Below are 13,416 nucleotides of genomic sequence, written 5' to 3'. Positions count from 1 at the left end.
CCACGACGCCGACATACGGAGAGAGACCATGACCAAGATCGCCTTCATCGGCCTGGGCAATATGGGCGGCGGCATGGCCGCCAACCAAGCCAAGGCGGGCCACGAGGTCGCCGCCTTCGATCTGTCGGCGCAGGCGCTGGAGCGGGCCAGCGCGGCCGGCTGCGTTGCGGCCGCATCGGTCGCCGAGGCCGTCAAGGACGCCGAGGTCGTCATCACCATGCTGCCGGCCGGGCCGCATGTGCTGAAGGTCTATTCGGAACTGATCATCGGCGCGGCGCCGTCGTCGGCCCTGTTGCTGGACTGCTCGACCATCGACGTGGAGACGGCGCGCAAGGTCGCCGGTCTGGCCAAGGCCGCCGGTTACGCCTTCGCCGACGCCCCGGTGTCGGGCGGCACGGCGGCGGCGGATGCGGGCACGCTGGCCTTCATGGTCGGTTGCGACGAGGGCGACTTTGCTAGCGTCAATGCGGCGCTGGAGCCCATGAGCCGGATCACCATCCGCGCCGGCGACCATGGGGCGGGGCAGGCGGCCAAGATCTGCAACAACATGCTGCTGGGCATTTCCATGCTGGGCACCTGCGAGGCCATCGCCCTGGCCGAGAAGCTGGGCCTGGATCCCGAGCGCTTCTTCGAGATTGCGTCCAAGTCTTCGGGTCAGTGCTGGAGTGTCACCAGCTATTATCCCTGGCCCGGCCCAGTGCCGACCGCGCCATCGAACCGCGACTATCAGGGCGGTTTCGCCACGGCCATGATGCTGAAGGATCTGAAACTGGCCCAGGATGCGGCGGCCAAATCGGGCGCCTCGACACCGTTGGGTGCGCAGGCCGAGGCCATGTACGCCCTGTTCGACGGCATCGGTCATGGCGGTCGCGACTTTTCGGCCATGCTGCAGATGCTGCGCGGCCGGCTGTCGGATCTGAATCCCGCCTGACAAGGTCGATCGATGATGACGCCCGCGCCCGTCGATGGTGCGGGCGTCTTCGTGTCCGGTCGGTCAATTCGACCAGCGCATCGCCGGTGCGACCAAGCCGCGCGGCGCAGCCTGGCCGTGGGGACGGCGTTCGCGGACGCAACCTGAAAAAATCCAGCGTCCGCAACGGCTTGTCGGAAGGTGCGTCTTTACTCGGCGTTTTCGACGACCAAGCTTCGCTGAAAAATAGCCCGAAATGCGGCCGAACATGGCTTGCGGCTCACATTGCTCCTGTGTCATGTAACCGCTTACATCATCTATCGACGGATCTTCGAGAAGGAGCCGGGACGGTAGGGAGCAGGGAGAATCCGATTGGACATGGCTGCGCCCAGCGTTGCGTCTGCACGGCAGGAAGGGCCGCCTTTCGCCAAGGCCGCCACCATGCGCGACGTGGCCGAACGCGCCCAGGTGTCGGTGGCCTCGGTCTCCCGCGTGCTGAACGGACTGGGCGTGACATCGGACGCGACACGCCAGCGCGTTCTCGATGCCGTCGAGGATCTTCGCTATGTGCCGCACTTCGGCGCCCGCAGCCTGTCGACCAGCAAGAACGACACGATCGGCGTCATCCTGCCCGACCTGTTCGGCGAGTTCTTCTCCGAGCTGATCCGCGGCATGGACTTGGCTGCGCGCGCCCACGGCAAACACCTGATCGTCTCCAGCTCGCATGACGGGGCCGACGACACCCTGGCGGCCGTTCGGTCGATGCGGGGCCGGGTGGACGGCATGATCGTGCTGTCGCCCCATCTCGGCGCCGCGAACCTGGCGTCCGAGTTCGCCGGGCGCATGCCTGTGCTGCTGATGAACGGCGGAACGGCCGATGCGGGACGCGCCGCCATCATGATCGACAACCACGGGGGCGCCGTCGGCGCCGTCGAACATCTGATCGCCACAGGACGCCGTCGCATCGCCCACATCTGCGGCGCCGCCGGCAACATCGAGGCCGACACGCGTGCGGCGGGCTATGCCGCAGCGCTGGACGGCCATGCCCCCATCATCGTCGAGGGCGACTTCTCCCAGGCCTCGGGCCACCGCGCGGCGACACAACTGCTCGCCATGCCTGAACGGCCCGACGCCGTCTTCGCCGCCAACGATATGATGGCCGTCGGCGCCCTGTTGGCCTTCCAGGAAGCCGGCGTGCGCTGCCCCGAGGACATCGCAGTCGTCGGGTTCGACGACGTGCCCATCGCCGCCCTGATGCGGCCCGCGCTGACCACCATGCGCGTCAATATCGCGGAAATCGGCCGTCGAGGCGTCGAACGCCTGATCGGTCTCGTTCAGGCCGGACAGCACGCCGACGCCCAGGACACCGCTTGCGAAATCGTTCGGCCGATCCTGGTCGAACGCCAGTCCACCGCGGCGGCATCGTCCGCCAGGTTCAACAAAGGGTAGGTCCAGCCATGTCGCCGCAAACCGATCCCATCAGGAGGGGAGAGCTCAGGATGAACCAGTTCAACACGCGTAAGGCCGCCTTGGCCGCCGCATCGGCCATCGCCATAAGCATGGCGTTCGTCGGCGCCGCCCAGGCGCAGAACGCAACGACGACGCTGCGTGGCGCCGTCTTCGACGGCCAGACGGTCGAGACCGGCGCGACGGTCGTCGCCACCGAAGTCTCCACCGGCTACGCGACCCGCTCGCGCGTCGGCGCAGACGGGCGCTACGTCCTTTCGGGCCTACGTCCCGGCACCTATCGGGTGCAGGTGACCAGCGCCGACGGCCAGACGGCTGAGGAGACCGTCACCCTTTCGCTGGGTCAGGTCGGCACGCTGAACCTCGACGTGGCCGCAGCAGCCACGACCGGCGCAGCGACGGACGGAGCCACCGAGCTGGGCGAGATCGTCGTCACCGGCCGCCGCGTCTTCGAGGTTCGCACGCCCGAGGTCGCCACCAATGTGACGCAGCAGCAGATCAACAACCTACCGCAGATCAGCCGCAACTTCCTCAACTTCGCCGCCCTGGCTCCCGGCCTGCGCGTGACCGAGGACGACAGCGAGCGGACGATCTCCGCCGGCGGTCAGACCGCCCAGGCGATCAACGTCTTCATCGACGGTCAGAACCGCAAGTCGCTGATCAGCGACGGCGGCGTCGCCGGCCAGGACGACAGCCGCGGCACGCCCTTCCCTCAAGGCGCAGTGCAGGAGTTCCGCGTCATCAGCCAGAACTTCAAGGCCGAGTACGAGCAGGCCGGTTCGGCCATCGTCACGGCCGTGACCCGGTCGGGCACCAACGAGTTCCACGGCGACGTCTTCGCCTTCTATCAGGACCCGGATTGGGTCGCTCAGGATCAGATTTCCGAGCGTCGCGGCGCCGAGAAGGCCCCGGTGCGTCGTTTGCAATACGGCGCCAGCCTGGGCGGACCGATCATCCAGGACCGCCTGCACTTCTTCGGCGCCTATGAGCGCAAGGATGAAGAACGGGTGGCTCAGTCGTTCCTGAACCGCACCGAATACAACGACTTCTTCGCTGGGGATTTGGGCACGGTCTCGACGCCCTACGAGCAGGACGTCTTCTTCGGCAAGCTGTCGTGGCAGATCGACGACCGTCAGCGTCTGGAGTTCAGCACCGAATACAAGAAGGAAGAGGACATTCGCGGCGCCAGCGGCCAGAACGCCCCAAGCCGCGCAGCCCGAAACAACGGCGAGACCCAGGCCTTCAACCTGCGACACCAGTTCCAGGGTCAGCGCTTCCTGAACGAGTTCGCGATCGACTATCTGAAGTCGAGCTATGAGCAGTCGGTGATCAACGGCTCCGACTATGGCCGCGAATACGTCATCTTCCGCGATGACAGCGCGACCACGCCGGGCTTCCAGTACAATATCAACAACCGCGACTCGACCGTCTTTACGGCCGGCGGTCGTGCCGATGCCCAGTTCCTGGAGCAGAAGAGCACGACGATCCGCAACGACCTGACCATCCCGGATCTGGCCTGGATGGGCACGCACACGATCAAGATCGGTGCGAAATATTCGATGCAGAATTACTTCGTGCAGAAGGACTTCGGACGTAACCCGACATTCGTCTACGATATCGAGGGTCGTTCTGAAATCAATGGCAGCCAGACGATCCCGGTCGCCGTGAACCTAGGCGTCGCCGTGCCGCCGGCAGACGTCGATAACAACGTCATCGGCCTGTATATCCAAGACGACTGGCAGATCACCGACAAGCTGGAAATCAACCTCGGCATCCGTTGGGACTACGAGGACAATGCGGTCAACAACGACTACCGCACGCCCGACTCCATCCGGGACATGCTGGCAGCGATCCAGAATCTGCCGGGCTACGACTTCCCGTCCTATTTCAACCCTGCGGATTATATTTCCGATGGTGATCGCAAGGCGTTCAAGGGCGCCTTCCAACCGCGCTTCGGCTTCTCGTATGACGTCTTCGGCGACGAGCAGACGGTCATCTTCGGTGGCGCAGGCCGCTACTACGACCGTGTCGGCTTCAACTTCGCCTTCGACGAGCGGTTCAAGCCCTTCCAGTTCAACAAGAGCATCTACTTCTCCAACACCGGTGGTCCGGTCGGTGGGCAGCAGACGATCGCCTGGGATCCGCGTTACCTGACGCCCGCCGGTCTCGACCCGCTGCTAGCGGCAAGCCCCGGCGCGGGCGAGGTCTTCCTTGTCAAGAACGACTTCGAGCCCCCGCGCACGGATCAGTTCAACATCGGCGTGCGTCAGAAGTTTGGACGCTGGCAGACGGCCCTGACCTTGGCCGCCGGTCATACCGAGGGTGAATCCGCCTGGTATATCGCCAACGCCCTGACGGAAACCGGTGGTCGGTTCAATGGCCCGACGCCGGGATCGGTCGGCTTCACGCAGTTCCGCAACACGATCTTCTTCCAGAACACGGACAAGGAGCGGGACTACAAGGCGATCTACTTCACCGCCGACAAGCCTTACAACGCCGAGGATCGCTGGGGCTTCAATCTCGCCTACACCTATATGGATGCGACCCAGAACGGCAGCCGGGACAACGGCTATGGCGCGTTCGATTTCGACTACAACACGCCGGAACTGTCGCCGGAGTTCCGGTCGTCCTCGGACGAACGCCATCGGATCGTGGCGTCCGGCACCCTGGGCCTGCCCGCCGACTTCCTGCTGTCGGGCATCGTCACCCTGGGTTCGGGTCTGCCGTACAACATCAACGACTGCCCGAGCGCACCGGCCGGCGGCCCCAACATCTGCTGGAATGCTGGAAATCCGGAGAAGCGCGCCTTCCTGCCGGGTCTGAACTTCGCCTACCGCCAGGTCGATCTGCGCCTGACCAAGGGCTTCGACGTCTTCGGCGGACAGCGGGTCGAGTTCATCGCTGACGCGATCAACATCTTCAACTTCACCAACTACAATGCGTTCGACACCGGCTTCAACAGCCCACGCTACGGCGCGGGAACCGGGGTCTTCCTGCCCACCCGCAGCTTCCAGGTGGGCCTGCGTTACTCCTTCTAAAAGCCTGAGCCTTGGCCGTCTTCCGCTTGTCGGAAGGCGGCCTTTCTTTTGTGATTTCAGTAAAACAGTGAGCGTGCCCATGAACCGCCGAAACTTTCTGATGCGAACGACGGCTGGAGCGGCCGCGGTGGCGGTCGGGGTTCCGGTGGGGGCGGCAGCGCAGCAGGCGGTGACGGGGGCGGTGAACGGGACGGAGCGGCGGCCCTTGAGGCTGGATCGCGAGATCGCCGAGCTTCAGGAACGCACGTTCCGCTGGTTCGAGAAGGTCACGGACCGGCGCACGGGCCTGACGCCGGATCGCTGGCCGACGCCGTCCTTCTGTTCGGTGGCGGCGGTTGGTTTCGCCCTGACCTGCTGGCCGGTGGGCGTCGAGCGCGGCTGGATGAGCCGGGCCGAGGCACGCGAGCGGACCCTGACCACGCTGCGGTTCTTCCATGACTTGCCGCAGGGACCGGAAGCGACCGGCACGGCGGGGCACAAGGGCTTCTTCTATCATTTCCTGGACATGGAGACCGGGCTGCGGTTCGCGCAGAACGAGCTGTCCACCGTCGATACGGCCCTGCTGATCGGCGGGATGCTGTTCGCCGCCCGCTACTTCGACGGCCGTCATGCCGACGAGGCGGAAATCCGTCAGAAGGCCCAGGCCATCTACGAACGGATCGAATGGCCCTGGGCCGTCATCCGCGACAACCGCATCACCATGGGCTGGCATCCCGAGAGCGGCTTCATCCCCTCGGACTGGCACGTCTATAACGAGGGCATGCTGGTGCTGCTGCTGGCCGTGGGCAGCCCGACCCATCCGGTGTCGGTCAATGTCTGGCACGAATGGGCCGCCAGCTACGACGAGAGCTGGACCGACCGCTGGGGCAGCTGGCACCTGAATTTCGCGCCCATCTTTGGGCATCAGTACAGCCATATGTTTATCGACTTCCGCGGCATTCAGGACGCCTGGATGCGAGGTCAGTCTGTTCAGCTGGGCGAACAACTCGACTATTTCGAGAACAGCCGCCGCGCCGTCTATGCGCAGCAGAAATACGCCCACGACAATGTCGCGGGCTGGGTCGGCTATTCGTCCGAGGTCTGGGGCCTGACGGCCTGCGACGGGCCGGGCGACTTCAAACAGGTCATCGACGGCAAGGAGCGCGAGTTCTTCAGCTATTCCGCGCGCGGCCCGGGCGAGCGCGACGACGGCACCATCGCACCGACGGCCGCCGTCGGCTCCATCGCCTTCGCGCCCGAGATCGTCGTGCCCTGCGTCAAGGCGATGAAGCAGAAATACGGGGCGGGCATCTATACCGAGTGGGGCTTCTTCGACAGTTTCAACCCGACCCTTACGGTGCGCGACGGGCCGCTGCAGCACGGCAAGATCGTGGACGGCGTCGGCTGGGTGGACGGCGACTATCTGGGCATCGACCAGGGGCCGATCGTCATCATGACCGAGAACCACAGGTCCGACTTCGTCTGGCGCTATATGCGCGGCGAGCCCAATATCCGCCGTGGGCTGGAGATCGCAGGCTTCACCGGCGGATGGCTGAACGCATGACGCAGACGGCCCACAGGCCCAATCCACACAGAAGGAGCGCGCTGGCCCTGATGGCGGGAGGGGCGGCTGCGGCCTGCACCCCACGCCGGTCGGGCGAGACCGTGCTGCGCTTCTGGGCCATGGGCAATGAGGGCGGGACGGTCGGTCAGTTGATGCCCGAGTTCGAACGGCGCAATCCCGGCGTCCGGGTCGAGGTCCAGCCCCTGCCGTGGACCGCGGCCCACGAGAAGCTGCTGACCGCCTACGCCGGCGCCTCGCTGCCGGACGTCAGCCAGATCGGCAACACCTGGGTCGCGGAGCTGAGCGCTATCGGCGCCTTGTCGCCGACCCCGCCCGAGGCCGCCGACCTGCTGACCGACCAGTTTCCGGCGGTGCTGGAGACCAACCAGATCGCCGGCCGGGCCATGACCACCCCCTGGTATGTGGACACCCGGCTGCTGTTCTATCGCAAGGATCTGCTGGCCCGCGCGGGTTTCGACGCGCCGCCGCAGGACTGGGCCGAATGGAAGCGGGCCATGCACGGGGTCAAGCGGGCGGCGGGCGGCGACAATTTCGCCATCTTGCTGCCGCTGAACGAGTTCGAGCAGCTTTTGACATTCGGGCTTCAGATCGACGAGCCGTTGCTGAGCGATCGCGACACGCGGGGCAACTTCTCCAGCCCCGGCTTCATCGCGGCCCTGGCCTTTTATCGCAGCCTGTTCGTCGAGGGGTTGGCGCCCCTGGCGTCTTCGGCGCAGATCTCGAACGTCTGGACCGAGTTCGCGCGCGGCTATTTCAGCTTCTATTTCTCCGGCCCGTGGAGCGTCGGCGACTTCCGTTCGCGCCTGCCGGCGTCGTTCCAGCCGAACTGGGCCACGGCCGGGGTGCCGGGACCGAGCGGCCTGGGCGCCTCGGCGCCGGGCGGCTCCAGCCTGGCGGTGTTCAAGTCCTCGCCGCATCAGGACGCAGCCTGGGCCCTGGTCCGCTATCTGTCCGAACCGGCGGTCCAGGCCCGGTTCAACACCATCGTCGGCGACCTGCCCGCGCGCCAGAGCGCCTGGGACATCGCCCAGGTCGAACGCGACCCGATGCTGGCGCCCTTCCGGGCTCAGCTGGAACGCGCCAAGTCTGTGCCCAAGGTGCCGGAGTGGGAGCGGATCGTGACAGAGATGCAGATCGTCGCCGAACGGATGGTGCGCGGCGAATACAGCCCTGAGACCGCCGCCGCCGAGATCGACCGCCGCGCAGACCGGCTTCTGGAAAAGCGCCGCTGGATGATCGAACAGGGCAGGGCCGTATGACCGTCGTCGATCCGACATTAGAGAAGGTGAAGCCGTCGCGGGAACGCGGCGCCCGCGAACGCGCCGCCTGGGCCTTCGTCGCCCCCGCCCTGATCGCCATCGGCATGTTCTTCGCCCTTCCGGTGATTGCGGCCTTACTGCTCAGCCTGACCGACTTCGACATCTACGCCCTGGCGAACCTCGACAATCTGCGTTTCGTCGGCTTGCAAAATTACGAGCGGCTGATGACCAATCCGCTGTTCTGGGGGGCGATGAAGAACACCCTGACCTTCGCCGTCCTGGGCGTGCCCCTGTCCATCGCGGCCTCCCTGGTGGCGGCGGTGATCCTGAATGCGCGGGTGGTGAAGTGGCGGCCGATCTGGCGGGTGATGTTCTTCGCCCCCTATGTGACCACCCTGGTCGCGACGGCGGTAGTGTGGCGCTATCTGCTGCACACCCGCTACGGCGTCATCAACTGGGGGCTGGAGAGCATCGGCCTGCCGGCGGTGGACTGGCTGGGCCAGCCCTCGACCTCGATCCCCGCTATCCTGATGTTCGTGGTCTGGAAGATCTTCGGCTACAATATGCTGATCTTCCTGGCCGTGCTGCAGACCGTGCCGGACGACCTCTATGAGGCCGCCCGCATCGACGGCGCTGGGCCGTGGAAACAGTTCCGCCATGTCACCCTGCCGGCCATCGCGCCGACCATGCTGCTGGTCTCGATCATCTCGGTGGCCAGCTTCTTCCAGCTGTTCGCCGAACCCTATGTGATGACGCAAGGCGGCCCGGCCCAGAGCACGGTGACGGTGCTCTACTTCATGTACGAAGAGGGCTTCAAATGGTGGAACCTGGGCTCCGCCAGCGCGGTCGCCTTCGTCCTGTTCCTGTGCATCCTGGCCATCACCCTGGTCCAGTTGGCCGTGGCCAAGCGGGTGGGGGCGTACCAATGAAAATCCGCTCCATCTTCCTCAACCTCGCCGTTGCGCTCATCGCGCTCGTCGTCCTGTTCCCACTGGTCTGGATGGCGTCGGTCAGCTTCATGCCCACCGGCGAAGCCGCGACCTTCCCGCCGCCGTTGGTGCCGTCGCGCTGGACGCTGGAGCATTACCGCGACCTGTTCCTGAACCAGGGCATGGGCCGCTATCTGTGGAACAGCTTCGCCCTGGCGACCCTGGCGACGATCCTGGCGCTCAGCTTCACCGTCCCGGCCGGCTACGCCTTCGCCAAGCTGAAGTTCACCGGGCGCGAGCGGCTGTTCCAGTTCCTGGTCGCCGCCCTGGTGGTGCCGGCCCAGATCGGCACCCTGCCGCTGTTTCTGATGCTGAAGGGGATGGGGCTGGTGAACACCTATGCCGGCGCTCTGGTGCCGTGGCTGGCCTCGATCTTCGGCCTGTTCCTGGTGCGCCAGTATGCGCTGAGCATTCCCGACGAGATGCTGGAGGCCGCCCGGATCGACGGCGCCAGCGAGGGCCAGATCTTCCGCCGCATCGTCCTGCCGACCCTGCAACCGATCATCGTCACCCTGGGCCTGTTCGTCTTCCTGGGCAGCTGGAACGACTTCCTGTGGCCGCTGATCGTCCTGACGGACCAGTCGAACTACACCCTGCCGGTGGCGCTGGCGGCCCTGTCGCGCGAGCATGTGCAGGACATCGAACTGATGATGGCCGGCGCCGTCGTCACGGTCGCACCCGTGCTGATCCTCTTCCTGGCCCTGCAACGCTACTACATCCGCGGCATGCTCGCGGGCAGCGTGAAGGGGTGATTCCTGTTCCCATTCCCACTCCTCCAAAGCCGTCATCCTAGGCCTTGTGCCTAGGATCCATAGCCACCGTCGACAACGGGACGCACGCCTTCGACACCGGGGCGTATGGATCCTCGGGACAAGCCCGAGGATGACTGCAGGAGGGGGCCATTGGAGTAATCCGAATGCGTATCCTGACCTCCGCCCTCGCTCTCAGCGCCGCCCTCATGGCCGCCCCCGCCGTAGCGCAGGACACGCGCGTTCTCGACAGCATGGACGACGCCTCGCGGTGGCAGGCCAGCGCCTCGACCGACGTTCACGCCGTCGTCTCCGCCGTCGCCGGGCATGATGGGCAGGCGGTGCGGCTCGACTACGATTTCGACGGCAAGGCCGGCTATGCGGTGCTCAGCCGCGCCCTGCCGGTCGACCTGCCCGACAATTACGAGATCAGCTTCTGGTTGCGCGGCGCCGGGCCGGCCAACACCTTCGAGGTCAAGCTGACCGACGCCTCGGCCGACAATGTCTGGTGGAAGCAAACGGCGCGTTACGACTTTCCCGACGGCTGGACGAAGTTCGTGATCAAGCGCCGCCAGGTGTCCAAGGCGTGGGGCCCCAGTCCCGAGACGGTGCTGCGCCGCGCCGAGCGGGTCGAGTTTGTCGTGGTCGCGGCCGAAGGCGGCAAGGGAGCGGTCGAGATCGACCAACTGAGCCTTCGCGCCCTGCCGGTCGACCCCGCCGTGCCGCCGCAGCCGGTCGCCGGCGACGGCCGGACGCAGACGACCGCCGCCAACGCCGTCGATCTGGACCCGAAGACCGCCTGGACCCCGCCGGTGGGCGAACCGTCGGCTCTGACCCTGGACCTGGGATACGAGCGCGAGTTCGGCGGCCTGACTCTGCGCTGGGGCGAGCGGGGGGCGGCGGCGGACTATCGGATCTCGGCCTCGACCGATGGGCGTGACTGGCGCGAGCTGGTTTCGGTCCAGGGCGGCAACGGCGGCGTCGACTGGCTGCGGACGCCCGAGGCGACCGCGCGCTGGCTGAAGCTGGAGCCGCTACGGCCCGTTCCGGCGCCCGACGTGGTCGGATCCTCTGGCGCGGGCCAGCGGCTGGGCGCCGCGCCGGCGACGACCTATGCGTTGAACGAGATCGAGGTCGAACCCCTGGCCTTCGGCGAGGACGCTACGGCCTTCGTGGAGGCGGTGGCCAAGGAGAACCGGCGAGGCCTCTATCCACGCGGCTTCTTCGGGGAACAGCCCTACTGGACCCTGGTCGGCGTGGACGGCGGCGGAGAGAGCGGTCTGATCGGCGAGGACGGCGCCATCGAACTGCGCCGCGCCGGCCCCAGCATCGAACCCTTCGTGGTCGACAACGGGCGGCTGATCACCTGGGCCGACGTCAATATCGAACAGGGGCTGAGGGACGACGACCTGCCCATACCGTCCGTGACCTGGACCGCCGACGACTGGACGTTGAAGATCACCAGCTTCGCCGATGGTGCGCCGGACCGGGCGCGGCTGTGGGGCCGCTATGACCTGACCAACACCTCCGACCGGCCGCGCAGCCTGACCCTGGCCCTGACGGCGCGACCGTTCCAAGTCAACGGGCCGGTGCAGTTTCTGGCCATTCCGGGCGGCGTCGCGTCGGTGGAGCGGATTGCTTGGGACGGCGCGAGCTTGACGCTGAACGAAGACGTCCGGGTCCAGCCCCTGACCGCGCCGGACGCCGTGGCCGCTTCTAGCTTCGATGCAGGGGCTGATCCTCAATCATTGATTTTGGCGACGGCGCGACGGCCCGCCGGCGAGCCGGTCGCCGTCTCCGACGCCACCGACCTGCCGGCCGGCGCCCTGCTGTATGAGGTGATGCTTCAGCCCGGCGAGACACGCACCTTCGGCTTCCTGTCGCCCCTGGCGGGCCATCCGCCGCTGGCCGGGCAGGGCGTCGCCGCGCTGGATCAGGCCGAGCAGGCGCTGGCGGCGGAGTGGCGCGAGAAGCTGGACCGGGTGGACCTGACCCTGCCGCTCGCCGCCCAGCGGATCGAGGACGCGCTGAAGTCGTCCCTAGCCCATATGCTGATGTCGCGTCAGGGGCCGATCCTGCAGCCTGGCACCCGCAGCTACAACCGCTCCTGGATCCGCGACGGGGCCATGATGGCCGAGGGGCTGAACCGGCTGGGCATGGCCGAGCATTCGGCTGACTATCTGCGCTGGTACGCCCCCTATGTGTTCGACAACGGCAAGGTCCCGTGTTGCGTCGATGCGCGCGGCGCCGATCCGGTGCCCGAGAACGACAGCCACGGCGAGTTCGTCTTCCTGGCCGCCGAGACCTATCGCTACACGGGCGACGAGGCCCTGCTGCGCCAGGTCTGGCCCCAGGTTCAGAAGGCCGTCGCCTATATGGACGATCTGCGCGCCTCCACCCGCACCACCGCCTTCCAGACCCCCGACCAGCGCCATCTGTACGGCCTGCTGCCGCCGACGATCAGCCACGAGGGTTATTCGGACAAGGCGGCCTATTCTTACTGGGACGATTTCTGGGGCCTGCTGGGCTACAAGGATGCGGTCTTCATCGCCGAGACTTTGGGCGACGCCGAGGCCGCCGCCCGCTATGCCGCCGCGCGGGACCAGTTCGCCGCCGATATCCGCGCCTCAATCACGGCGACGGCCCAGCATCACGACATCGACTGGATCGCAGGCGCCGCCGACCGGGGCGATTTCGACGCCACCTCGACCACGATCGCCCTGTCGCCGTCGGGCGAGCAGGATAATCTTCCGCCCGAACTCATGGCGCGAACCTTCGACCGTTATTGGGAAAATTTCCAGCACCGGCTGACCAATCGCACGGCGTGGAAGGACTATACCCCCTACGAATGGCGGCTGGTGGGCGCCTATGTGCGGCTGGGCCAGAAGGACCGCGCCCTGGCGGTGCTGGACTTCCTGATGGCCGACCGCCGGCCCGAGGCCTGGAACGGCTGGGCCGAGGTGGTGGGGCGCGAAAAGCGCGAGCCCCGCTTCATCGGCGACATGCCGCACGCCTGGATCAGCTCGGACTACATTCGCTCGGCCCTAGATCTGTTCGCCTACGAACGGGACCGCGACCACGCCCTGGTGCTGGCAGCGGGCGTGCCGGAGGCGTGGCTGGATTCGGAAGAAGGCGTCGGCGTGCGCGACCTGCGCACCGCTTATGGCCCGCTGACTTACGCCTATCGCAAGGAACAGCAGGCGTATGTGCTGACCTTGGGCGACGGGGCGACGCCGCCGGGCGGGTTTGTCCTGCAATGGCCGGCGGGGCAGGGACGGCCGGAACGGGTGCGGATCGACGGTCGGGCGGCGACGTGGGCGGGCGACGAGTTGGTGATTCCGGCAGGGGCGCGGCGGGTGGAGTTGCGCTGACCCTTCTCCCCTTGGGGGAGAAGGTGGGGCCGAAGGCCTCGGATGAGGGGTATTTATCCGCCTCGAAAC

General features: G+C 66.5%; 8 protein-coding genes. All 8 read left to right on the top strand.

What is annotated here, in order from left to right:
* The first annotated feature begins 28 nt into the window (after positions 1–28).
* The 8 genes from mmsB (at position 29) to ACP7BH_RS05375 (ending at position 13,347) form a co-directional block, all read left to right on the top strand.
* Entirely contained in the window at positions 29–931 is a 903-nt protein-coding gene (gene mmsB, locus ACP7BH_RS05410; protein WP_425983044.1) for a 3-hydroxyisobutyrate dehydrogenase, read from the top strand.
* A 357-nt stretch (positions 932–1,288) separates the two neighbouring features.
* On the top strand, positions 1,289–2,359 hold the full coding sequence (locus tag ACP7BH_RS05405) for a LacI family DNA-binding transcriptional regulator (RefSeq protein ID WP_425983046.1): 1,071 nt from the start codon (positions 1,289–1,291) through the stop codon (positions 2,357–2,359).
* 50 nt (positions 2,360–2,409) lie between these two features.
* On the top strand, positions 2,410–5,415 hold the full coding sequence (locus ACP7BH_RS05400) for a TonB-dependent receptor (RefSeq protein ID WP_425983048.1): 3,006 nt from the start codon (positions 2,410–2,412) through the stop codon (positions 5,413–5,415).
* 79 nt (positions 5,416–5,494) lie between these two features.
* Positions 5,495–6,958, top strand: coding sequence for a glucoamylase family protein (locus ACP7BH_RS05395; protein WP_425983050.1), 1,464 nt, complete (start codon positions 5,495–5,497; stop codon positions 6,956–6,958).
* Positions 6,955–8,238, top strand: coding sequence for a sugar ABC transporter substrate-binding protein (locus tag ACP7BH_RS05390; RefSeq protein WP_425983052.1), 1,284 nt, complete (start codon positions 6,955–6,957; stop codon positions 8,236–8,238). The genes ACP7BH_RS05395 and ACP7BH_RS05390 overlap by 4 nt, the downstream gene beginning before the upstream one ends.
* Entirely contained in the window at positions 8,235–9,167 is a 933-nt protein-coding gene (locus ACP7BH_RS05385) for a carbohydrate ABC transporter permease (protein WP_425983054.1), read from the top strand. Before ACP7BH_RS05390 ends, ACP7BH_RS05385 begins: the two co-directional genes overlap by 4 nt.
* A complete protein-coding gene (locus tag ACP7BH_RS05380) occupies positions 9,164–9,979 on the top strand; it encodes a carbohydrate ABC transporter permease (protein WP_425983056.1) in 816 nt (271 codons plus the stop codon). The genes ACP7BH_RS05385 and ACP7BH_RS05380 overlap by 4 nt, the downstream gene beginning before the upstream one ends.
* A gap of 164 nt (positions 9,980–10,143) precedes the next feature.
* Positions 10,144–13,347: a discoidin domain-containing protein gene (locus tag ACP7BH_RS05375; protein ID WP_425983058.1), complete on the top strand. Its 3,204-nt coding sequence runs from the start codon at positions 10,144–10,146 to the stop codon at positions 13,345–13,347.
* Positions 13,348–13,416: the final 69 nt, after the last annotated feature.

The organism is Brevundimonas sp. TWP2-1 (assembly GCF_049897645.1).
In the GTDB taxonomy this organism is placed as follows: Bacteria; Pseudomonadota; Alphaproteobacteria; order Caulobacterales; family Caulobacteraceae; genus Brevundimonas.
Note: the sequence above shows the minus strand (reverse complement) of the source record. Positions and strands in the feature narration are given on the sequence as shown.